At 68.7% G+C, this 23031-nt stretch carries 20 protein-coding genes; 7 read left to right on the top strand and 13 right to left on the bottom strand.

Annotation, left to right across the window (positions count from 1 at the left end; all coding sequences use genetic code 11):
* Positions 1-65 precede the first annotated feature (65 nt).
* Positions 66-1736: a helix-turn-helix domain-containing protein gene (locus tag CQ042_RS06805; RefSeq protein WP_181157486.1), complete on the top strand. Its 1671-nt coding sequence runs from the start codon at positions 66-68 to the stop codon at positions 1734-1736.
* Positions 1737-1962: 226 nt separating this feature from the next.
* Positions 1963-2475: an Lrp/AsnC family transcriptional regulator gene (locus CQ042_RS06800; RefSeq protein WP_258132110.1), complete on the top strand. Its 513-nt coding sequence runs from the start codon at positions 1963-1965 to the stop codon at positions 2473-2475.
* A 17-nt stretch (positions 2476-2492) separates the two neighbouring features.
* Here the strand turns inward: CQ042_RS06800 and CQ042_RS06795 are convergent, their stop codons facing one another.
* Genes CQ042_RS06795 through rsmA form a run of 3 tightly spaced genes read right to left on the bottom strand, consistent with a single transcriptional unit; the run spans position 2493 to position 5391 of the window.
* Positions 2493-3425, bottom strand: coding sequence for a 4-(cytidine 5'-diphospho)-2-C-methyl-D-erythritol kinase (locus CQ042_RS06795; RefSeq protein ID WP_105669717.1), 933 nt, complete (start codon positions 3423-3425; stop codon positions 2493-2495).
* 7 nt (positions 3426-3432) lie between these two features.
* A complete protein-coding gene (mgrA, locus tag CQ042_RS06790) occupies positions 3433-4500 on the bottom strand; it encodes an L-glyceraldehyde 3-phosphate reductase (RefSeq protein WP_105669716.1) in 1068 nt (355 codons plus the stop codon).
* Positions 4501-4509: 9 nt separating this feature from the next.
* A complete protein-coding gene (rsmA, locus tag CQ042_RS06785; protein ID WP_105669715.1) occupies positions 4510-5391 on the bottom strand; it encodes a 16S rRNA (adenine(1518)-N(6)/adenine(1519)-N(6))-dimethyltransferase RsmA in 882 nt (293 codons plus the stop codon).
* 54 nt (positions 5392-5445) lie between these two features.
* On the opposite strand from rsmA, the gene CQ042_RS06780 reads away from it, so the two are divergent.
* On the top strand, positions 5446-6702 hold the full coding sequence (locus CQ042_RS06780) for an MFS transporter (RefSeq protein ID WP_258132109.1): 1257 nt from the start codon (positions 5446-5448) through the stop codon (positions 6700-6702).
* Here the strand turns inward: CQ042_RS06780 and CQ042_RS06775 are convergent.
* From CQ042_RS06775 to rsmI, 10 genes are all read right to left on the bottom strand, one after another.
* Positions 6684-7574, bottom strand: coding sequence for a TatD family hydrolase (locus CQ042_RS06775; RefSeq protein ID WP_105669714.1), 891 nt, complete (start codon positions 7572-7574; stop codon positions 6684-6686). The two genes, CQ042_RS06780 and CQ042_RS06775, sit on opposite strands and share 19 nt — an antisense overlap.
* A gap of 17 nt (positions 7575-7591) precedes the next feature.
* The gene (gene metG / locus CQ042_RS06770; protein ID WP_105669713.1) at positions 7592-9169 is read right to left on the bottom strand and encodes a methionine--tRNA ligase; all 1578 of its coding nucleotides are present in this window, start codon (positions 9167-9169) and stop codon (positions 7592-7594) included.
* 62 nt (positions 9170-9231) lie between these two features.
* A complete protein-coding gene (locus tag CQ042_RS06765; protein ID WP_258132108.1) occupies positions 9232-10773 on the bottom strand; it encodes a molybdopterin-dependent oxidoreductase in 1542 nt (513 codons plus the stop codon).
* Positions 10774-10842: 69 nt separating this feature from the next.
* A complete protein-coding gene (locus CQ042_RS06760; RefSeq protein WP_105669712.1) occupies positions 10843-12012 on the bottom strand; it encodes a glycoside hydrolase family 1 protein in 1170 nt (389 codons plus the stop codon).
* Between the two features lie 41 nt (positions 12013-12053).
* Complete coding sequence (locus tag CQ042_RS06755; RefSeq protein ID WP_258132105.1) at positions 12054-13781, bottom strand: ABC transporter ATP-binding protein; 1728 nt, start codon at positions 13779-13781, stop codon at positions 12054-12056.
* Positions 13778-14692, bottom strand: a complete 915-nt coding sequence (locus CQ042_RS06750; protein WP_105669711.1) for an ABC transporter permease — start codon at positions 14690-14692, stop codon at positions 13778-13780. Before CQ042_RS06750 ends, CQ042_RS06755 begins: the two co-directional genes overlap by 4 nt.
* Positions 14689-15669 (bottom strand): ABC transporter permease, encoded by a 981-nt coding sequence (locus tag CQ042_RS06745; protein WP_105669710.1) that lies wholly within the window; start codon positions 15667-15669, stop codon positions 14689-14691. The genes CQ042_RS06750 and CQ042_RS06745 overlap by 4 nt, the downstream gene beginning before the upstream one ends.
* The gene (locus CQ042_RS06740; RefSeq protein ID WP_105669709.1) at positions 15666-17345 is read right to left on the bottom strand and encodes an ABC transporter substrate-binding protein; all 1680 of its coding nucleotides are present in this window, start codon (positions 17343-17345) and stop codon (positions 15666-15668) included. Before CQ042_RS06740 ends, CQ042_RS06745 begins: the two co-directional genes overlap by 4 nt.
* Before the next feature lie 176 nt (positions 17346-17521).
* Positions 17522-18634 (bottom strand): LacI family DNA-binding transcriptional regulator, encoded by a 1113-nt coding sequence (locus CQ042_RS06735; protein WP_258132104.1) that lies wholly within the window; start codon positions 18632-18634, stop codon positions 17522-17524.
* Positions 18631-19458 carry a 16S rRNA (cytidine(1402)-2'-O)-methyltransferase gene (rsmI, locus tag CQ042_RS06730; protein WP_105669708.1) on the bottom strand — a complete coding sequence of 276 codons (828 nt, stop codon included), beginning with the start codon at positions 19456-19458 and terminating at the stop codon, positions 18631-18633. The genes CQ042_RS06735 and rsmI overlap by 4 nt, the downstream gene beginning before the upstream one ends.
* Positions 19459-19520: 62 nt before the next feature.
* On the opposite strand from rsmI, the gene CQ042_RS06725 reads away from it, so the two are divergent.
* Genes CQ042_RS06725 through CQ042_RS06710 form a run of 4 tightly spaced genes read left to right on the top strand, consistent with a single transcriptional unit; the run spans position 19521 to position 23010 of the window.
* Positions 19521-21074 (top strand): dolichyl-phosphate-mannose--protein mannosyltransferase, encoded by a 1554-nt coding sequence (locus CQ042_RS06725; RefSeq protein WP_105669707.1) that lies wholly within the window; start codon positions 19521-19523, stop codon positions 21072-21074.
* Between the two features lie 51 nt (positions 21075-21125).
* Positions 21126-21488 (top strand): hypothetical protein, encoded by a 363-nt coding sequence (locus tag CQ042_RS06720; RefSeq protein WP_105669706.1) that lies wholly within the window; start codon positions 21126-21128, stop codon positions 21486-21488.
* On the top strand, positions 21485-22591 hold the full coding sequence (locus CQ042_RS06715; protein ID WP_105669705.1) for a WXG100 family type VII secretion target: 1107 nt from the start codon (positions 21485-21487) through the stop codon (positions 22589-22591). Before CQ042_RS06720 ends, CQ042_RS06715 begins: the two co-directional genes overlap by 4 nt.
* A 35-nt stretch (positions 22592-22626) precedes the next feature.
* Entirely contained in the window at positions 22627-23010 is a 384-nt protein-coding gene (locus tag CQ042_RS06710) for a hypothetical protein (RefSeq protein WP_105669704.1), read from the top strand.
* Positions 23011-23031 lie beyond the last annotated feature (21 nt).

The raw sequence follows: 23031 nt of genomic DNA, 5'->3' as shown, positions 1-23031 counted from the left end.
TACGATTTCGTCGTGCTCCACAGCTCCGCGCCCCACGGTCGCCCCCTAGCCTGGGCCCTGTGCTCATGTCCGTGACGACCAGGCCCCGCGCCAGCCTCGGCCGGGTCATCGAAGACCTCGGCAACACCCTGCTCGAGGTGGTGAGCGGTGCCGTCGACGGCGACGCCGAGATCGAGACCGTCGTGATCCACGACGTCCTCGACGACGCGATGCCGATGCGCGGCGCGCTCGTGCTCGGCGTCGGGCTGAGCGACCCCGACGAGATCGCCGACCTGCTGCAGACCCTCGCCTCCCAGCACGCCTCCGCTCTCGTGCTGCGTGCTCCGGTTCGGGCGGAGCAGCCGGTGCGCGATGCGGCCGAGGCCACGGGCATCCCCGTGCTCGCGCTCACCCGGGGGGCGTCGTGGGCGCAGCTGGCGGCGATGCTGCGCTCCCTGATCGCCGAGGGCGACGTCGGCGATCAGGGAGCCACGACGCTGGGCGGCATGCCCTCCGGCGACCTCTTCGCGCTCGCCAACGCGATCGCCACCCTGCTGAACGCCCCGGTCACGATCGAGGATCGCAACTCCCGGGTCGTCGCGTTCTCGGGCCGCCAGCATGAGGCCGACCCCGCCCGGATCGAGACCGTGCTCGGGCGGCAGGTGCCGGAGCGGTTCGCGCGCCAGCTCGAGGAACGCGGCGTCTTCCAGGAGCTGTACCGCAGCGAGGATCCGATCGACGTCGGCCCCGTGCTCAACACCGAGGGCCTCCCCTCCTTCCCCCGCGTGGCGCTGGCGGTGCGCGCCGGCGATGAGATCCTCGGCTCGATCTGGGCCGCGGTCCAGGAGCCGCTCTCCCCCGATCGCGTCCGCGCCCTCAAGGACTCCGCCGGACTCGTGGCCCTGCACATGCTGCGCCTGCGTGCGGGAGCCGACGTCGAGCGCCGTCTGCGCGCCGATCTCCTCGCCACGATCCTCGAGGGAGGGCCGGGAGCAGCAGACGCCACGGCCCGGTTGCGCCTCAGCGACCATCGATGCGTGGTGCTCGCCCTGTCCGCCGCGGAGGAGAACGACGACGAGCCCTCCGCCGGCGCCCGCGGGGTCGCCGAGCGGCAGCGGATCGCCGACGCCTTCGCCGTGCACCTGGGTGCGGTGTATCTCCGGTCGGCTGTCGCGGTGATCGGCGACATCGTGTACGCGGTCGTCGGGATCCGCCCGCAGCAGGGCGATGCCGACGCCGGCACCGCGCACAGCGACGCCGACACCCGCGCCGCGCGCGTCGCGACCGACTTCCTCGGGCGTCTCGGAGCGACGAGCGAGATCCGCATCGGCGTCGGCACCGTGGCGGAGGACGCGGCGGGCATACCGTCGTCGCGCGCGAACGCCGATCGAGCCCTCCGGGTCGTCCGCCGGGTCGCATCGCGCGAGCCCGTCGCACGTTTCACGGCCGTGCAGATGGAGGCGCTGCTGGTCGAGCTCGGCGACCTCGTCCGAGCCCGTGGTGATCAGCCGACCGGCCCTGTCGCGCAGCTGTTGGCTCAGGACCGGGAGAAGGGTACGCATCTGGTGGAGACGCTGCGCGCCTGGCTCGACGCCTTCGGAGACGTCGCGGTGGCCGCGGCCCGCATCTACACCCACCCCAACACGTTCCGCTACCGGCTGCGCCGCCTCTCCGAGATCAGCGGACTCGACCTGACGGACCCGGAAGCCCGGTTCTCGGCCATGGTGCAGCTGCGCCTGCTGGTTCCCCGCGACTGACGCGCGAGCACTTCCGACTTCGAAGCATCCCGGAGGACTGCGCCCGCCCCGCCCCTCGAGGGGACGGGGCCGGCTGGGGCTCGTGGCCGTTCGCCGTCGACACCCGCCGCGTGGGCTCGTGGCCTCCCGGTCGAGTGCGCGTGATGCCCGCTCGTGGCCGGCATCCTGCGTATCTGACACTCATTTCAGCACGAGACGGTCATTCAGACCATAGAGTTGATTCTGATTGATCGATCCGATCAATTTCATCGCCACGACGAAGGCAACGGTGATCGAATTGGCCAACCTCGACGAGACCGACCGGCGGATCCTCACGGTCCTCGACACCGACCCGCGCCGACCCGTCGCGCTGATCGCCCAAGACCTGGGCCTGGCCCGCGGCACGGTGCACGCCCGACTCGACCGTCTCGAATCCGGTGGATACCTGCGTGCCCACAGCTCGCGGATCCTCCCGCAGGCCCTGGGCCGCGGCGTCGCCGCCTCGATCCTGGTCGAGCTCGATCAACACCAGATCACCGCCGCGATCGACGCCCTGAGCCGGGTCCCCGAAGTGCTGGAGTGCTTCGCTCCCGCCGGCGACACCGACCTCCTCCTCCGCGTGGTGGCCAAGGATCCCGACGACCTCTACCGCGTGGCGGAGGTCGTGCGCTTGTGCCCCGGCATCCTCCGCACCTCGACGAGCCTGTTCCTCCGCGAGGTCATCCCGTACCGGGTCAGCGCGCTCCTGCAGGCGGACTGACGCGCGATCGCCGGTCGTCAGCCGATGATGCGGGCGCCGGGCACGGGACCGTGCACATGCAGAGGGTCGAGTCCGATCTCACGCAGCGACGACTGCACATCCTGGGCGGTCTCGGGGTTCGGACAGAGCAGCGCGACGGTGGGGCCGGAGCCGGACACGATCCCCTGCAGGGCACCGGCGGCGACACCTTGCCGGATGGTCTCGGCGAGATCGGGCCGCTCGTACAGCGCGGCAGCCTGCAGGTCGTTGAACAGCGTCTCGGCGAGTTGCACGGGGTCACCCGATCTCAGCGCCTGCAGGACCGGGATCGGCACGTCGAGCGACAGCGGCGGGTCGTCGGCGAGAGCGCCCTCTTCCTCGCGCAGCAGGTCGAGCCGCTCGTAGACCACCGGCGTCGAGAGCCCCTGCTCGCTGGGCACCAGAATCCAGTCGAAGCGCCCGCGGGCGAGCGCCGGGTTGAGCTGGTCGCCGCGACCGGTGCCCACAGCGGTGCCGCCGTGCAGCGCGAACGGCACATCGGCGCCGAGGCGAGCGGCGAGGTCATGCAGCCGCGTCTGCGACAGCCCCGTTCCCCACAGCGCGTCGCAGGCGACCAGGGCGGCCGCGGCATCCGCCGACCCTCCGCCCATGCCTCCGGCCACGGGCACGCTCTTGCGGATCTCCAGGGCGACCCCGCCCCGGTGATCCACGGCCACAGCCAGCAGCTTGGCCGCTCGCATCGCCAGGTTGCGGTCGTCGAGCGGAACCCCGTCGATGTCTTCCACGCCCGAGACCGTGACCGAGAAGTCGTCGGCGGGGCGCGCGATCACGTCTTCGTAGAGGGAGACCGCCTGGAACACCGTCGCCAGCGCGTGGTAGCCGTCGTCGTGCCGCCCGCCGACCCCGAGGAAGACGTTGATCTTCCCCGGGGCGCGCACGTGCACGGAGTCGGTGAACGCGGCGTGGCTCATGATCGGGTCACAGCTCCGAGGACTTCGCCCACAGGTTCACGTCGATCGCTCCGGCGAGTTCGTCGATGCGGGCGAGCTCCTCGGTCGTGAAGGCGGGGCCGTTCACGGCGGCGATGTTCTCGTCGAGCTGCTCAGGACGCGAGGCCCCGATCAACGCGGAGGCCACCACCGGGTTGCGCAGCGTCCACTGCAGGGCGAGTTGAGCCAGCGACTGTCCACGGCCCTTCGCGACCTCGTTCAGCGCACGCAGCGTCTGCACGGCCTCGTCGGTGAGACGCCCGTCCGGCAGCGAGCCGCGCTTCTGCGCCCGCTCGGCCGTGCCGTCGCCGAGGTACTTGTCGGTGAGCAGCCCCTGCGCGAGCGGGGTGAAAGCGATCGCGCCCAGTCCCGACTGCTCGAGGGTGTCGGTGAGGCCATCTTCCACCCAGCGGTTCAGGATCGAATACGCGGGCTGGTGAATGACGAGCGGGGTGCCCAGATCCTTCGCGACGGCCACGGCCTCTGCCGTGCGCTCGGCACTGTAGGAGGAGATGCCGACGTAGAGGGCCTTACCCTGGCGCACGAGGGTGTCGAGCGCGCCCACCGTCTCGGCGATCGGGGTGACCGGGTCGACCCGGTGCGAGTAGAAGATGTCGACGTAGTCGAGCCCCATGCGCGTGAGCGACTGCTCAGCGCTGGCGAGGATGTACTTGCGGCTCGCGAAGTCGCCGTACGGGCCGGGCCACATGTCCCAGCCGGCCTTCGACGAGATGATCAGCTCGTCGCGGTACGGGCGGAGGTCCTCGGCGAAGATGCGTCCGAAGTTCTTCTCGGCCGAGCCGTAGGGCGGACCGTAGTTGTTGGCCAGGTCGAAGTGCGTGATGCCGCGGTCGAACGCGTGGCGCAGCAGTGCGCGCTGGTTGTCGAGGGGGATGTTGTCGCCGAAGTTCCACCACAGCCCGAGCGAGATCGGGGGCAGGTACAGGCCGGACGTCCCGACCTGTCGGTAGGAGAACTGCTGATAGCGGCTCTCGTCCGCCGCATACGGACGGTGCAGCTCGGGGACATCGGGGCGGAAGCGGGGAGAGTCGGTCACGGTGCCAGATTACTGGGTGGGGGCGACGTCGTCAGCGACGACCTCCGCCGCCGCGGCGTGCTGGGCGATGCGCTGGTAGTCCTCGACCGTGAGGTCCTCCCCGCGAGCCGTCGGCGCGACGCCCGCGGCGATCAGCACCTCGGAGGCGGCTGCCGAGCTGCCGAAGATCCCCGACAGCGCCTGGCGGAGCATCTTGCGGCGCTGGTTGAACGCGGCATCCACGATCTTGAACGTGCGGCGACGCTCGTCTTCCGTGCCGCGTTCCCCTTCGGAGCGGTCGAACCCCACGAGCAGGCTGTCGACGTTCGGCACGGGCCAGAACACCTGGCGGGAGACGTTTCCGGAGAGCTTCCAGTCGCCGTACCAGGCGGCCTTGACGCTGGGCGAGCCGTAGATCTTCGAGCCGGGCTTCGCGGCCAGCCGCTCGGCGACCTCGGCCTGGACCATCACGACACCGCGCTGCAGGTAGGCGAAGTTCTCGAGAAAGTGCAGCAGCACCGGTACCGAGACGTTGTACGGCAGGTTGGCCACCAGCACGGTGGGCTCACCGGGCAGCTCTGTGATGCGCAGCGCATCGGCATCGACGACCGTGAGCCGGTCGGCCTCGACGCCGTGCTCGGCGGCGGTCCGGGCCAGTCGCGCGGCGAGGCGGTGGTCGATCTCGACCGCGGTGACGGATGCGCCGGTCTCGAGGATCGCGAGCGTCAGCGAGCCGAGTCCCGGTCCGACCTCGACCACGCGCTCGCTCGGCTGCACGCGGGCGGCCTGCACGATCTTTCGGACGGTGTTCGCGTCGGTAACGAAGTTCTGGCCGAGCTTCTTCGTCGGGGTGACGTCGAGCTCGGCGGCGAGGCGGCGGATCTCGGTGGCGCCGAGCAGGGTGACGGTCATCCCCCCATTCTCCCCCACGGCATCGATGTCGCCCGCCGTCAGTAGTCTTCTCTGGTGCCTTCTCTCGGTGAACTCGTCGCGCCCCGCCGCATGGGCCGAGACTTCCGCTGGCTGCTCGCATCGTCGTGGACGAGCAACGTCGGCGACGGTGTCGCGCTCGCGGCCGCGCCTCTGCTGATCGCCTCGCTGACGTCGTCGCCGATCCTGGTGGCGTCCGGCGCGATCCTGCAGTTCCTCCCGTGGCTGCTGTTCGGCCTGCATGCGGGCGCGATCGCCGACCGCTTCGACCGCCGTCGCCTCGTCATGTTCGCCAACGCCGCCAGGGCCGTCGTGCTCACCGCACTCTGCGTCTTCCTCCTCACCGGCGTCGCGAACATCTGGATCGTGCTCGCCGTGGCGTTCCTGTACGGCACGGCCGAGGTCTTCGTCGACACGGCAGGCAGCACGCTGCTGCCGATGCTGGTGAAGCCCGCCGACCTCGGCATCGGCAACGCCCGCCTGCAGGCCGGGTACCTGGTCGCGAATCAGTTCGCCGGTCCCCCTCTGGGCGCGTTCCTGTTCGCCGCGGGCACCGCCTGGCCGTTCCTGCTCGAGGTCGTGTGCGTGAGCTTCGCGGTCGTGCTCATCTCACGCATGGCGAAGACGCCCGTCCCGCCCAGGGCGACCGACACCCACCCGCCGGTGCACACCGACATCGCCGAGGGACTGCGGTGGCTGTGGCGCAACCCGCCGGTGCGGATGCTGGTGCTCATCATCCTGGTCTTCAACATCACGTGGGCGGCGCCGTGGGGCGTCCTCGTGCTCTACGCGACCGAGCACCTGCACATGGGAGCGGTCGGTTACGGGGCGCTCACCACGGCTTCCGCCGCGGGCGGCATCCTGGCCACGCTCAGCTTCGGCTGGCTCGAGAGGCATGTGTCCTTCGCGACGTTGATGCGCGTCGTGCTGTCCCTCGAAGTGCTCATGCACCTGGCGTTCGCGCTCACCACCGCGGGCTGGGTCGCCCTGATCATCATGTTCTTCTTCGGCGCATATGCGTTCGTGTGGGGAACGATCTCCACGACCGTCCGACAGCGACTGGTCCCCGCAGAGCTGCAGGGTCGCGTGGCCTCCGTCAACATGGTCGGCGTCTTCGGCGGCATGGTGGTCGGGCAGGCGCTCGGCGGCGTGATCGCCCAGACGTGGGGACTCACGGCACCGTGGTGGTTCGCGTTCGCCGGCGCGGCGCTCACGCTGCTGCTGGTGTGGAAGCCGATCTCGCAGATCGTGAGCGCGAAGCCCGTGCAAGAGATTCAGTCGAACGAGCCGTAGACCCGCAGGGTGTTCTCGGCGAGCTGCGCCGAGAACTCGTCGACGTCGATGCTGAGCTCTGCGGCCATGAAGCGCACCGTGATCGGCACGAGGTACGGCGCGTTCGGGCGGCCCCGCAGCGGCACGGGAGTGAGGAACGGGGCATCCGTCTCGACCAGGATGCGATCGAGCGGGGTGACCTGCAGCGCATCGCGCAGGTTCTGGGCGTTCTTGAAGGTGACGTTGCCCGCGAACGACAGGTGATATCCGGCATCCGCGCAGATGCGGGCCATCGCGTCGTCGCCGGAGAAGCAGTGGAACACCGTGCGCTCGGGGGCACCGACGCGGGCGAGGGTCTCCAGCACCGCGTCGTGCGCGTCGCGGTCGTGGATCTGCATCGCGATGCCGTGCTTCTTCGCGAGGGCGATGTGCGCCTCGAACGACTCGAACTGCGGCGCCTGCCGCTCGGGCTCGGTGCGGAAGAAGTCGAGCCCCGTCTCGCCGATCGCCCGGGTGCGCGGGTGTGCGGCGAGCTCGTCGATCACCGCGATCGCCTCGTCCAGACCGACACCGCCCAGGCGGCCTTGCTCCGCGTACGTCGGCGCATCGTTCGGGTGGATGGCGACCGCGGCGAGCACGCGCGGGTCGGATGCCGCAGCCTCGACCGCCCACCGCGACGACTCGATGTCGCCCGAGGCCTGCACGACCCCGGCGATGCCCACGGCCTCTGCACGGTCGAGCTGCTCGGTCAGCGACAGCGGCTCATCGCCGTCGACGATCTCCAGGTGCGCATGGTTGTCGTACACCGGAACCGTCAGCGGCTCGGGTGCGGACGGATACTTCAGATCCTTGCGTCCGTCCCCCGAGCGCTCACGCACGTACGTGTCTGCCATGTGGTTCCGACCTCGGCTCAGGCCGTGGGCTCCACCCGCGGGAACAGCGGCGCGAGACCGTTGACGCTGGTGCCGGGGCGCAGCACGCCCCAGGCTCCGGCCTCGCGGATCGGCTGGTCCTGCAGACGGCCCAGGGTCTCGGCGGCGCCGAGGGCGATCCAGAGCTTCTCGGTCGACTGCGGCATCACCGGCGAGAGCAGCACGGCGAGCGCGCGCAGGCCCTCGGCGCAGGTGTACAACACGGTGCCCAGGCGCGCGCGCTGGTCCTCGTCGCGGGCCAGGGCCCACGGCTCGTTCTCGGTGATGTAGCCGTTCAGCGCGTCGACGATCGTCCAGATCGCCGAGATCGCCTCGTCGATGCGGAACTGCGCGATCGACGCATCCGCGTTCGCCGCAGCATCCGCCACGATCTTCTGGATCGCGAGGTCCTTCTCGGTGTACTCGGCCGCGGGCGGCACGATCCCCTCGAAGTACTTCTCGATCATGGCAGTCGTGCGCGAGGCGAGGTTGCCGAAGCCGTTCGCGAGCTCGGCCTGATAGCGGGCGGACAGGTCTTCCCACGAGAAGGAGCCGTCCTGACCGAAGGCGATCGCGGACAGGAAGTAGAAGCGGTACGCGTCGGAGCCGAAGACGTCGGTGATCTCGGTCGGCGCGATGCCGGTGAGCTTCGACTTCGACATCTTCTCGCCGCCGACCAGCAGCCAGCCGTGCGCGAACACGCCCTGGGGCACCTCGAGGCCGGCAGCCATCAGCAGGGCGGGCCAGATCACGGCGTGGAAGCGCAGGATGTCCTTGCCGACCACGTGGTACGCGGGCCAGCGGCGCTCGAACGTCTCCTCGTCGGAGCCGTAGCCGACGGCCGTGGCGTAGTTGAGCAGCGCATCGACCCACACGTAGATGACGTGCGACTCGTCCCACGGCAGCGGAATGCCCCAGTCGAAGGTCGAACGCGAGATCGACAGGTCCTTGAGACCCTGGCTCACGAACGACACGACCTCGTTGCGCGCCGAGTCGGGGCGCACGAAGTCGGGCTGCGTCTTGTACAGCTCGAGCAGACGGTCCTGGAACTCGCTCAGCTTGAAGAAGTAGTTCTTCTCCTGGAGCAGCTCGAGCGGCTTCGAGTGGATCGCGCAGACCTTCAGCCCCTCGAAGGGACCGGTGCCGTCGACGATCTCCGACTCGGGCTTGAACTCCTCGCAGCCCACACAGTAGAGCGCCTCGTACTCGCCCGCGTAGATGTAGCCGCGATCGTAGAGGCGCTGGAAGAACGTCTGCACGTTCGTCTCGTGGCGCTCCTGCGTGGTGCGGATGAAGTCGTCGTTGGCGACGTCGAGCGTCGTCAGCAGCGGGAACCAGCTCTCGCTGACGAGCTTGTCGACCCACTCCTGCGGCGTGACGTTGTTCGCCGCCGCAGCCCGCAGCATCTTCTGGCCGTGCTCGTCGGTGCCCGTGAGCATCCAGGTGTCATCCCCCGCCTGGCGGTGCCACCGTGCGAGCGTGTCGACGGCCACCGTCGTGTACCCGTGGCCGATGTGCGGCACGTCGGACGGGTAGTAGATGGGCGTGGTGATGTAGAAGGATTCGCCTGCGGGCATGGAGCAATTCTAGGTGGGATGCCGCAGCTGGTTACGCCGTTCCCACGGACCTCGCGCCGGGCTCACGCCACCGACACGTCGATGCGGTGCCATCCCTGCGCACCGTCGGGTGCCGGTGCGGCCGGATCCGACGTCTGCGTCTCGCCATCGACGCTGAGCGCCCGGCATTCGACGGTGTGCGCGCCGCTCTCCGCCGCCCAGTCGATGCTCCACTGCACCCAGGTGTCGGTGGAGATCGCGGTCGCGAGTTCGGCGGCCCGCCACGGGCCGTCGTCGATGCGCACCTCGACGCCGGCGATGCCGACGTGCTGCTGCCAGGCCATCCCGGCGATCACCACATCGCCCGCCGGTACCGCCTGACCGCGGCGCGGGACGTCGATGCGCGACTGCAGTTTGATCGGCCCGTGATCAGACCATCCCCGTGTCGTCCAATAGGCCTTGGTGCGGTCGAACCGCGTCACCTCCAGCTGCGTGACCCACTTCGTGGCGGACACGTAGCCGTAGAGCCCCGGGACCACCATCCGCACCGGGAAGCCGTGTTCGATCGGCAGCGGCTCACCGTTCATGCCGATCGCGAGCAGGGCATCGCGGTCATCGGTGAGCGCCTCGATCGGCGTCGACGCGGTGAAGCCGTCGGCCGAGGTCGAGAGCACCATGTCGGCATCGGCGTCGACGCCCGCACGTGCGAGCACCTCCCGTATCGGGAGGCCCAGCCAGCGGGCGTTGCCGATCAGTGATCCGCCGACCTCGTTCGACACGCAGGCGAGCGTCACGTCCGACTCCTGCATCGGCATCGCGAGCAGCTCGTCCCAGGTGATCTCCACCTCGCGGTCGACCATCCCGTGGATGCGCAGCGACCAGTCGGCCGGGTCTACCTGCGGGACGATCAGCGCGGTGTCGATGCGGTAGAACTCGGCGTTCGGGGTCACCACGGGTGCGAGGCCGGGGATCGCCAGCTCCGCACCGGCAGGGACAACAGCTGCCGCTCGTGCCGCCTTGGGCAGCCGCAGCGCCGCGCGGACCGCTTCGATCGAGCGGGACGCACCGCGCGCGACGTTCCCGATGATGAGGGCGACAGCACCCGTGGCCGCGACTCCGGCGGTCCAGAGCAGGAACCGTCTCCGGTCCTCACCGTCGGGTTGCAGGCCGCCGACCGGACGCAGTCGAGCGACGAGGAGGCGCAGGATGATCACCGCGACGAGACCGGCGACGAGACCGGGAAGCCACGCGAACGGACCCGCGCCAGGGCGGATCATCGCGGCCACGACGGCGAGCGCACCCAGCGCTCCCAGGATCACCGCTCCGATGCCGGATCGTCGAAGCTCCAGAATGCCGGCACCCGCGGCGACCACGACGAGCACCAGGGCGATGCCCACGATCAGGGCCGCCTTGTCGCCGGTACCGAACAGCGCGATCGCCGTGTCCTTCGCCCAGCTCGGCGCGAGATCGATGAGCCCGCTCCCGATCACGGCGAACGGGCTCGCACTCGGCTCCACGACCGCGGCGACGAGTTCGGCCAGGCCGACGGCGAGGAACGACGCGCTCAGGCCGGCAGCGGCCGACCTGAGCGTGTCTCCCCGCGTCGCGTGCATCGCGTGCGTCATGACCCGAGGCTAACCCTCCGGGCACGCCACGATTCACCGCAATTCTTACAATCCGCGGATCGTGGGATCTCAGAGCGCGTTGCGACGAGCGACCTCTCCGAGCCACGCGAGCGAGGGCTTCGGCGAGCGCTCGAAGGTCTCGTGGTCGAAGCCGATGAGGCCGAACGTGGGGCGGAACCCGCTGGCCCACTCGTAGTTGTCGAGTGCGCTCCAGTGCTGGTAGGCGCGCACGTCGATGCCGTCGGAGATCGCGCGGTGCAGTCCTTCGAGCGCACCTTGCGTGTAGGCGATGCGACGCGTGTCGTCGGCGGTCGCGATGCCGTTCTCGGTCACGAGCACCGGCACCCCGCCGCTGCGCTCCCAGGCGCTGCGCACACCCATCTCGAGCGCCTCGGGGAAGAACTCCCAGCCGGTCAGCGTGGTCTCCACGTCCGCCGACACCGGTCGCGGACCCTCGGGGCCGATGAAGGTGCGTGTGTAGGCCTGCACGCCGACGAAGTCATCGCCGGCCGACTGGTCGAGGTACCAGTGGTCGCGCGGGTCGCCGTACTCGGCGAGCATCTCGTCGGCGCCGGGCTCACCGGTGGAGTGGAACGCCTGCGTCGCGATCGTCCATCCGGCCTTGACCCCCGGCACAGAATGCAGGATCTCGGTGGCACGGTGGTGCGCTTCGAGCAGCGTGTCGGCGACGGCGAGGTCGGGGTTCGGGAGGCCGTAGGCGACGAGGTTCGCTGCGTCCTCTCCCCCGGCGAGCATCGCGGCGATGTTCGGCTCGTTGATGGTGCACACGTAGTCGATCCCGTCGAGGATCGGGAGGACCGTCTCGACGTAGCGGGCGAACAGGTCGACCGCGTCGTCGGCACGCCAGAAGCCGTCCTTCTGGAACCACTGCGGCACCGTGAAGTGCATGAGGGTGACCGTGGGGTCGAGCCCGTTCTCGCGGGCCGTGTCGATCATGCGGCGGTAGTGGTCGAGCATCGCCCGCGAGACGAAGCCGCGCTCGGGCTCGATCCGCGCCCACTCCACCGAGAACCGGTAGGAGTTCAGCCCGGCCGCGGCCAGCAGCCGCATGTCCTCCGGGTAGCGATGGAAGTGATCGGCGGCGTCACCGGAGGGCTCCACCATGGGCGAGCCGGGCGCGTGTTCCATCGCCCACCAGTTGCTCGTGGTGTTGTTGCCCTCCACCTGGTGGGCCGCTGTCGCGGCACCCCACAGGAAGCCGTCGGGGAATGCGAGCACGAGTGCTCCTTTCGGGTTGGGGGTTTCTGCGCGCGAGGGGGTTATCGCGCGCGTGCGGGGTTGGGTACGGCGTCCAGCAGCTGGATCGTGTACGGATCCTCCGGATGCTGCAGCACCTCGGCCGTCTCGCCGCGTTCGACGACCCGGCCGCCGTTGAGCACCAGGATGTTCTCGGTCACGAGCCGGGCGCTCAGGAGATCGTGCGTGATGTAGAGCATGCTGATGCCCCAGCGCTCGCGCAGATCCTCCAGAAGAGCCAGCACGCCGGCACGGAGCGAGACGTCGAGCATCGAGACCGGCTCGTCGGCGATGAGCACCTGCGGGTCGCTGGCGAGCGCCCTGGCGATCACGACACGCTGCCGCTGTCCGCCGGAGAGCTGATGCGGCAGCTTGGCCGCGAACTGCTCGACGGGCGTGAGGCCGACCGTCTCCAGCAGTTCGAGCACTCGGGCCCTGGCTTCGGGTCCGCGCAGCTTCGTGTAGTTCATGACCGGCCGCGTCAGGGCGTACTCGACCGTGTGCAGCGGGTTCAGCGCCGCATAGGGGTCCTGGAACACCATCTGGACGTCCTTGCGCAGGTCGCGCAGCCCGTGGCGCTTGAGCGTCGCCACGTCGACGTCGCCGAAGTGGACGGTGCCGGAAGTCGGCTTCTCGACGCCCGTGAGCATCTTGGCGATGGTCGACTTGCCCGAGCCCGAGGCGCCGACGAGCGCGAGCGCCTCTCCGGGTTCGAGCCGGAACGACACGTCGTCGACCGCCGTGACGGCATCCTGCCCTCGGCGCGGGGCCGGGTAGTGCTTCGAGACGCCGTCGACGACGATCGCCGCGTCGGCACGACGGGCATCCCGCGGCGACACCGTCGGCATCGTCTCGGTGACATCGGTCCGCGATCGCCCTTCACGGCGGCGCGTCCCGAGGTCGACGAATCCCGGGATCGAGAGCGTCTTCGCGCGGGGATCGGCATAGTGGCTCAGCAGCATCCGCGTGTACTCGTCCTGCGGGCGCTGGAGGATGTCGAGACTCGGCGCGTCTTCGACGATCCGTCCCTCGTGCATCACCATCACCCGGTCGGTCGCCTCCAGGACGATGCCGAGATCGTGGCTGATGAGGATCGCTGTGAAGTGCTCGGCCCGCTGCAGCTCCTTGATCGTGTCCATGACCGCGTGCTGCACGAGCACGTCGAGAGCCGTGGTGGGCTCGTCGAAGACCATGAGCTGCGGTTCGAGCGACAGCGCGAGCGCGATCGAGGCGCGCTGACGCATGCCGCCGGAGAGTTCACCGGGATACCGGGCGAGCACCGACTCGTCGAGACCGACCTTGCCGATGAGCTCACGGGCTCGGGTCTCCCGGGCGTCCTTGGGCACATGACCGTGCGCGGCGAAGATGTCTCGGAAGTGGTTGCCCACCGTCCGCACCGGGTTGAGGGCGTTCATGCCCGACTGCAGCACCATCGCGAAGCCGCCCTGGCGCTGGCGTCGCAGTTCTTCGGCATCCAGCTCGCGGATGTCGCGTCCTCCGAAGAGGATGCGTCCGCCGCTGATGCGCGCGGGCGGCTTCTGCAGCCGGGTCAGGGCGAAGCCGAGCGTCGACTTGCCCGACCCCGACTCTCCGACCAGACCGACGAACTCGCCGCGGCGCAGCGAGAACGAGACGTCGTGCACCGCCGCGATGGGTGTCGTGCCCGGCGAGGCGTACTCGACGGACAGCCCCTGCACATCGAGCAGGATGTCGTTCTCGCGCATGTCGGTGTTCTCGGTCATGGCGCTCATCGGCCCTTCCCCTCTCGCAGGCGCGGATTGGAGATGCCGTCCACGCCGAAGTTGATCAGTGTCAGGCTCAGTGCCAGCAGTGCGATGCACAGACCGGGGGCGAACAGCAGCAGCCACTGTCCGGTGAGCAGGGAGTTGGAGTTCTGCGCCCAATAGAGCATCGTGCCCCAGCTGACGATGCTGGAGTCGCCGAGGCCGAGGAACTCCAGGCCCGCCTCCGCCAGGATCGCGGCCGTGGCCGCCCCGAAGAGCGTGCCGGCGATGATCGACGTCATGTTCGGCAGGATCTCGCGGAACACGATGCGCGTCCTGCTGTCCCCCGAGAACTGCGCCGAGGTGACGAAGTCGTTGCCGCGCAGCGACTGGGTCTGGCTGCGGAGCACACGAGCACCCCACGCCCAACCGGTCACCACGATGACCGCGATGATCATCAGGATGCCGCCGTTCTGCAGATACGCGGCGATCACGATCATGAGCGGGAGTCCCGGGATCACCAGGAAGAGGTTGACGATGAAACCGACCACCTCACCGGCGAAACCGCGCATGTACCCCCAGCTGAGACCGATGAGCACCGCGACGATGGTCGACAGGATGCCGGCGGCGAAGCCGACCAGGAGGCTGATCTGCGCGCCGTAGATCAGCTGGCTGAGCACGTCCTCCCCCGCGGCCGTGGTTCCGAGCCAATGCGCCCAGGACGCGTCGGCGTTGCGTTCGAAGCCGTTGTCCTTCGCGCCGTACGGGGCGAGGAGCGGGGCGAACACCGCCACCAGCACGAAGAAGGCGAGGATGCACAGTCCGAGCCGTGCCTTACCGTTGCCCCAGAGAGTGGCGACCATGCGCCCGAAGGCGCGCCACGGGCTGGGCGCGGCGATGCGCTCGGCGGGGATCTTGACGTTCATGGTGGAAGTCATCGGCGGGTCCTTGGGTCGAGTACCCCGTACAGGATGTCAACGAGGAAGTTGGCGATGAGCACGCTCACGGTGATCATCAGGAAGAGCGCCTGCATGAGCGGGTAGTCCTGCCCGATCACGGCGTTGAACAGCAGATACCCGATGCCCGGATACCCGAAGACCTGCTCCACGAGGATCGATCCGCCGACCACACCGCCGAGCGTGAGCCCGAATCCGGTGAGGTTCGGCAGGATCGCGTTGCGTGCCGCATAGCGGAGGGCGATCGTCCGGCCGTGCAGGCCGTTCGCCTCGCCGAACGTGATGTAGTCCTCGCCGAGCGTGTTGATCATCGCGTTGCGCATCCCGATGATCCAGCCCCCGAGCGAGGTGAGCAGGATCGTCAGCGCGGGGAGGAACGCGTGGCTCAGAAGGTCGCCGAGGAACTCCCAGGTGAACCCGGGGGTCGTCGTGGCGGAGTAGGCGCCCGTCGTCGGGAACCAGTGCAGCACGTAGCCGAAGAAGAACAGCAGCAGCAGCGCGGTCCAGAAGTACGGGAACGTGCTGAGGAACGAGCCGGTCAGCGTCGGCAGTGTGTCGAGCCAGGTGCCGCGGCGCCACGCGGCTGCGACGCCGATCAGCGTGCCGATGACGAACGCGAGGATCGTGACGATGCCGACGAGTCCGATCGTGTACGGCAGGGCCGTCGACACCATGCTCGACACCGACTGCGGATAGAAGGTGTACGAGACGCCGAAGTCGAGGCGGACGACCTGGCCGAGGTAGGCCACGTACTGGTCCCACAGCGACCCGGTCGGCACACCCAGCTGCGCCTCGATGGCGGCCCGGGTGGCATCCGACACCGGTCCGTTCTGCGAGAGCTTGGCGATGGCGGCATCCGCCGGAGATCCCGGCATCATGCGCGGGAGGAAGAAGTTCAGGGTGACCGCGGCCCACAGGGTGAGCACGAACAGGCCGAACTTCTGGAGCACGTACTTCACTTGTCGTCCTCCTTCACTCGCTCGAGCCGCGTGAAGATGCCCAGCGGCGCGGAGTCGTAGTTCTGCGGGATCATGTAGGGATCTTCCTCACTCGGCCAGCCCGTGAACTTGGCGTCGTTGAACAGGCCCCAGATGCCGCCGTAGTAGAGGCCGATCACGGGCAGCTCGTCGTAGACGATGCCCTGCAGCTCTTTGACGATCTCGGCCTGACGGGCGGTGTCGACGGTCTCGCGGTACTCCGCGAGCAGTGCGTCGGCCTTGTCCGAGCGATAGCGCTCGAAGTTGTTCGCCGTCGTCTCGCCGGACGGCACGTAGAACTCGCTCGAGAGGAGGTTGTTGTAGGCCTGGTAGACATCGCCGTTGCCCATGCCTCCGATCGCCATCTCGAAGTCGCCGTTGCTGATCGCGCTCTGATACCCCGCGGGCTGCGGAAGCTTGAGCGTGACCTTCACGCCGACCTCGGCGAGCTGGCTGCGCACGGTCTGCGCGGCCCTGGTCCAGTCGGTGAAGCCGTTGGCTGTGGTGAGGGCGAACTCCAGCTGCTCGCCGTCGGCGTTCACGAGCCGGTCGCCGTCGAGGGTGTAACCCGCCTTCTCGAAGGCCGCGAGGGCGGCATCCGCGTCCTGCGTGATCATGCCCTGATCGGGGATGCTCGGGTCGAGGTACTCCTCCTGGTTCGGGAGGATCAGTCCGGTCTGGCCGGCCGGCTTCATGTACCCCTCGGAGGCGGTCTCGGCGATCTCCTCGCGGTCGAGGGAGAGCGCGATGCCTCGGCGCACGTTCACGTCGTCGAAGGGGGCGACCTCGAGGTTCGGCATCAGGGCGATCACACCGCCCGGCGGGAACCACCACTTGTTGTCCGGACTCGCGGCGCCCCAGGTGCCCTCGACATCGGAGATGAACGAGTACGCCCAGTCGTAGCCGCGGCTCACCGTGTCGAGCTGCGAGTTGGTCGAGGGGAGGACGATGTGCTCGATCTCGATCTTGTCGGCCTGCCAGTAGTCGGCGTTCTTGTCCATCGAGTACTGCTGGTCGTTGTAGTTGCCGAGGACGAACGGCCCCGTCCCGACCGGCGTCTCGTTGCGGTACGTGGCGGGATCCTTCACATCGGCCCAGAGGTGCTCCGGCACGATCATGGTCTGCCCGAGGATCGGCAGCGACGGAGCATCCTCGGTCTTCAGATGCAGGATGACGTCGTCACCCTCGGTCTCGACGCTCTCCAGGTGCTGCCACGCGCCCTTGATGTCGAGCGCCGGGTTGTCCTTCAACAGCTGGAACGTGAACGCCACGTCCTCGGGCGTCAGGTCTTCCCCGTCGCTCCACTTCACGTCGTCGCGGATGGTCATGACGATCGTGCGGGCGTCGGGCTGGGCCCACTCCGAGGCGAGCCAGGGGTTCTGCGTGCCGTCGAGCGGGTTGATCAGGATCAGCGGCTCGTAGATCCACCGCGACGCCGTGCGCGTGTTGGTGAGATACGGGTTGAAGTTCTTGGTGAAGAACGGGTTGCCCTTGTCGGCGTTGATCAGCATCGTGTCGTCGCCGATCGATGGATCGGGTTGGGATGTGATCTGGATGCTGCAGCCGCTCAGTGCGACCGCGGCCGCCGCCAGACCCACGATCGCCGCTCTGCGCCAGCGCCGGGCCCATCGACCTCTCGGCTCTCTGCCACCTGACATCTGCCACCTCATGTCGTCTCTGTCATGAAGGGCGTCCCTCCCCGGATCACCGGAGCTGGAACACCCGCACGGCCTGTGCCGTCTCAGGGCGACTTGCGCCGCCTCAGTGATTGTAAGCGCATACATTTTGAGATCGCAACCCCTTGACGCCGATGCATCCGGATGCGTCGGCGCGGTCAGGAAGGGCGCTGCGAGCTCTCGCGCAGCAGGATCTGCAGGGGCAGACGTGCGACCACGGGGTCGGCGTCCGGGTTCTCCAGGCGTCGCGCGAGCACCTGCACCGCGGCCCGGCCGAGGTCGATCATCGGCTGGCGGATCGTGGTCAGGGGCGGGCGGGACAGCGCCGCCGCCTCGATGCCGTCGAAGCCCGTGACGAGCACGTCGGTCGGCACGCGGATCCCGGCGCCGCGGAGCACGTCGAGCGCACCGAGAGCCATCTGATCGTTCGCCGCGATGAGGGCTGCCGGCACGCCCGAGCCGACCAGCTCCTCGGCCGCCCGGCGGCCGGATGCCCGCGTGAAATCCCCGCGCAACACGGTCACGTCATCGATCGACCCGCCCGCCGCCTTCACGGCGGCGGCGAATCCGTCCCAGCGCTGCAGGCCGTCCGGCGAGTCTTCGGGCCCCGCGAGGAAGGCGAGCCGCCCATCCCCCACCTGCGCGAGCACGTGCCTGGTCAGCTCGGCCATCGCCTCGGCGTTGCTCACCGTGACGTGGTCGTAGTGGTCGCCGCGCGGCGGGCCGGAGAGCACCACCACCGGGATGCGCCGGGCGAGTCGCGCCAGCACGTCGTCCGGCACGCTGCGCGCGAGCACCATGAGCCCGTCGACGCGGCCGGCCATGTCGCGCACGGTGGAGCGGTCGGGGTCGTCGCGCCCGACGCCGACCATGAGCACGAAGCCCTGCTTCCATGCCTCCAGCTCCGCGCCGCGCAGCACCTCGTCGAGGAACAGCATCGAGGTGTGCTCGCCCTCGGCGTCCGTCTCGTCGCGGAAGATCGCGAACGGGGGCGCATCCGCACCGGCAGCCGAGAGCACGTCGAGGGCCGGAGCGTCCTCGGCGGCATCGAACCCCGGGAAGTACAGACCGAGCACCCCCGTACGGCGCTCGGCGAGTCCACGGGCGCTGCCGCTCGGGACGTACCCGAGCGCGGACACGGCGTCGAGCACGCGCTCACGAGTGACCGGACGCACCGCATCCGGCGAGCGCAGCACGCGCGAGACGGTGGCGATCGAGACGCCGGCCCGATCGGCCACGTCGTACACGGTCGCCGCCTTGCTCACGGTCACGCTCCTCCGGAGCGTGCGGCGAGAGCCGCCTGATAGAGGTCGCGGGAGGAGAGGCCGGTGAGAGCCGCGACCTCCGAGGCGGCATCCTTCAGCCGGATGCCGTCGGCGACGAGCTTCTGCACCTGGGCGAGGGCGTCCTCCGGGGAGGCGTCTCGGCGCGTCGCCCCCTCGACGACGACCACGATCTCGCCCTTCACGCCGTTTTCGGCCCAGGCGACCAGCTCGGGAGCCGTGCCGCGACGCACCTCCTCGTAGAACTTCGTGAGCTCGCGGCACACGGCGATCCGCCGCTCGTCGCCGAAGGCCGCCCCCATGTCGGCGAGCGCGCTCGCGAGACGGGCGGGCGATTCGAAGAAGACCATCGTGCGGGGTTCGGCGGCCAGGGCACGGAGCGTCGAGCGCCGCTCCCCCGGCTTGCGCGGCAGGAAGCCCTCGAACGTGAACCGATCGGTGGGCAGCCCCGAGATCGCGAGGGCCATCAGCACCGCACTCGGACCGGGGATCGCGGTCACGGTGACGCCCTGGGCGACAGCCTCGGCGACCAGCCCGTAGCCGGGGTCGCTCACGGTGGGCATCCCGGCATCGCTCATCACCACGATGTCGGTCTCCGCCGCGAGGGCCGCCAGCTCCGCAGCCTTCTGCTTCTCGTTGTGGTCGTGCAGGGCGATCAGGCGAGGGCGGTTGTCGATCTGCAGCGCCTTCAGCAGACGCTGCGTGGTGCGGGTGTCTTCAGCGACGACGACCTCGGCGTTCTCGAGCACCTCCACGAGGCGCCGCGACGCGTCGCCGAGGTTTCCGATCGGAGTGGCGGCGAGGATGATCACCCGCCCAGCTTATGCGGGCAGGATACGGCGGACGGAGAAGGCTCGTTGTCTAGGCTGGAGCGGTGACCGCGCCCGTGCCCCTGCTGCCAGCTCCCGAGGAGCGGCTGACGCGCTACGGGCAGCTCCGCGATCGCCTGCTGCACGCCCCCGACTGGGGTCGTGCGATCCGGTGGCTCGCCCCCTTGCTCATCACGGCCGCGGCCGCGCTGCTGCGCCTGGTGAACGTCGGGCACCCGCACCAGCTGGCCTTCGACGAGACCTACTACGTCAAGGATGCGTGGTCGCTGTGGACGCTCGGCTACGAGGGGACGTGGGGCGAGAACGCCAACGACGCGTTCGTCACGCTGCAGGAGCTGCCGCTCTCCGAGCAGGGCTCTTTCATCGTGCATCCGCCGCTGGGCAAGTGGCTCATCGCGCTCGGGATGGCGATCGGCGGCCCCGACAACAGTGGCGGGTGGCGTCTGGCCACGGCAGTGCTGGGAGCGGGATCGGTGCTGCTGGTGTATCTGATCGCGCGACGCCTGAGCGGATCCGTGGTGGTCGCGAGCGTTGCCGGCTCGCTGCTGGCGATCGACGGCCTCAGCATCGTGATGAGCCGTATCGCCCTGCTCGACGGCATCCTGACGTTCTTCGTGCTGCTGGGCGTGCTGTTCGTGCTGATCGACCGGCAGCGCACCATCCCGGTGCTCGAGCGGCGCGACCCGGATGACCCCGAGCCGTTCTGGGGCCCGATCCTGTGGCGCCGTCCGTGGCTCGTCGCCGCGGGAGTCGCGCTGGGAGCGGCCTCCGCTGTGAAGTGGTCCGGACTCTACGTGCTCGCGGGCTTCGGCCTGTACGTCGTCGTCACCGACGCGCTGGCCAGGCGCCGCGCGGGCGTGGTCCTCTGGCCGACGGCGGCCGCGTTCCGCCAGGGGCCCGTCTCGTTCGTCCTGCTGGTCTTCCCCGCCCTCGGTGTCTACCTGCTCAGCTGGACGGGCTGGCTCGTGACCGCAGGAGGCTACGACCGGCAGAGCGACGCGAAACCGCTGATCGCACTCTGGAAATACCACGAGTCCATGCTCGGCTTCCACGTCGGCCTCAACCGCGGGCACCCCTACGCGAGCCCGGCATGGGAATGGCCGTTCCTGCTGCGTCCGACCGCGGTCTGGGTCGACTCCGACCCCTCGGGCTGCGGCACCGACCACTGCATCGGCGTGATCTCCGCCGTCCCGAATCCGCTGGTCTGGTACGGCGGCGTCGCGGCCGCCGTGTACCTCCTGTACCGCGTCGTGCGCGGGTGGATCTCGCGGCAGTCCGTCGGCCCCGAGCTGAGCGTGCCCCTGGTCGGGCTCGCCGTCACCTACGTGCCTTGGCTGATGTTCCCCGACCGCACGATCTTCCAGTTCTACACGGTCGTGATGATGCCGTTCCTCGTGATCGCGCTGGCGATGACGCTGCGTATCATCGCCGGGAAACGCGAGGATCCGCTGTACCGCCGGCAGTCCGGCGAGCGCACGGTGATGATCTACCTCGCGTTCGTGGTGCTGGTGTCGGCGTTCTTCCTGCCCCTGTGGACGGGCATGAGCGTCCCGTACGACTTCTGGCTGCTGCACAACTGGCTACCCGGCTGGGTGTGAATCCACCGGCGCGACGCCAAGATCCCATACCGAGATATCAACACCGATTTCGTGCCGCCTGACGGCTTTCTCCGCCAGGTGCCGAATACGATCGTCGAGCGGCTGATGATCCGGGGGGATTGCATGGATACGCGTATTCACGTCGATTTTGAGACGATCGGTACTGCGGCTTCGTCGCTCCACGAGCTCAATGCCGGACGTTCGTCGGGCCTCGATCTGTCTGCGCTGAGGAGTGACCTTGTCACGTCCGCGGCGGAGGTGTTCGCGAGCGGGTGGTCGGATGTACTCGAGTTTCTCATCCTCACGAGTACCGCGCTCGCTGACGGCGTGGATGCGACGTTGGCTGACTTCCTGTCCACGGAACAGGCTCACCTCGACTCTCTCGCGATGTCGATCGGGGCTCTGGGGCGATGACCGCGAACTGGACGGACCTGGATCCCGGGGCGGGTGGTCCTCACGCGTGCGGCACCGCTGTCACATGGGTCGATGGGCAGTTGGTCGATCTGGCCGATGCCCAGGACACGGTGTCGATGATCCTGCGCGATCTCGACGATGCGTGGACCGGGCGCAGCGCGGACGCGTTCCGCGCACGCCTCGAGGAATTCCACACCCGCCTTCATGACTCGACTGAGGCGATGACCACCGCACGGAAGGCGATCCTCACGTACGGGGATGCCGTGGCGGAGATCGCCCGGCTCGCCGAACCTCTGAAAGAAGACCTCGCAGCTGCACAGGTGGCGCTGAGCGGGGTGATCAACGACGTGCCCTTCAGTGGTGAGTCCGGGGACCGTTTCGCTGCCGAGCAACAAGCCCTCACCACCGCCAGCACAGCCGCAACAGCCCTGAAGAAACTCGCGGTCGACCGCGAAGCGGCTGATCGGAGCCTCGCGGTTTCGCTCGCGACGGCGGCCTCGGTCGGGTGGGGTGATCTGGACTGCACCGCCGATCCGATCACCGGAACCCGGAGGGACGCGACAAACAGGCAGGTGTTGGGCCTGTTCGGGAGTTTCATGAAAGGTGATGAACGCGGTGCAGTCCTCACCGATGACGAAATCTTCGTGCAGACCCTCATGCGCAGCGCACACATCGCCGCGACACGGGAGCACGTACTCGACGACATACGCGGTGGCATTCTCACCTCGCAGAAGGTTGGAATCTATGATCGGTCGATCAGCGATCAACCGTGGGTGCTGGGCGTCGACGGGATCAATGTCCTCTCCGTGAGGTCGATAGGCCCGGTTGCGGATGCTGTTCTCGGCGGCCAGAACCTGCCCGAATCCTTCCTCGGCTCCTACACCCTCGAAGTCCGAGCCGGGGAACCTCGGCCGGATGGCGGGGTTGAGGTGACGTACGTGATCAACAACGACACGTCGATCGATTCCGCGACCCGTATCCCCGGCACTGGCGGAGCGCACATCCCCGGTGTATTCGAGGCCATGTCAGAAGCGAATGCTAAGGATGGGGAATGGGCCACACATCACCAAACCATCGTCTGGACCGAAACGGTGTACCCATGAATCCACGATCCTCCCGCCGCCAACACCTGACAGCTGTGAGCATCACCATCGCCGCCGTCCTCGCTCTGACGGGTTGCGCGGGTCCACAGATCACTTCACCTGTCGGCGAGTGGGTCGCCGTCAACGACGACGACGGCTCCCTCTCCATCCGCCCTGACGGTACCTTCACCATGACCGATGCATCCTTCAACCCGCTCCAGGGCAGAGACGCTGACAACGACTTCAACGCCACGGGCACTTGGCTCACCGCACGCGACAACGCCGAGATTGCCTTGGATTTTGAAGAGGCATCACAGGGGTCGCGGGACGTCGAACCTCGCATCTATTTCGTCCCGTTCCGCTCCGGCACCCTCCGTTTCCAAGATGCGGAGGGGCTGTTCGATATCGAGTTTCGGCTCGTGGATGAAACCTCCGAGTAGGACCGCAGGGAGATATCCCCA

This window comes from Microbacterium sp. MYb62 (assembly GCF_002979475.1).
Taxonomy (GTDB): Bacteria; Actinomycetota; Actinomycetes; order Actinomycetales; family Microbacteriaceae; genus Microbacterium.
The sequence above is the reverse complement of the archived record's forward strand: the minus strand, read 5'-3'. Positions and strand labels throughout refer to the sequence as shown.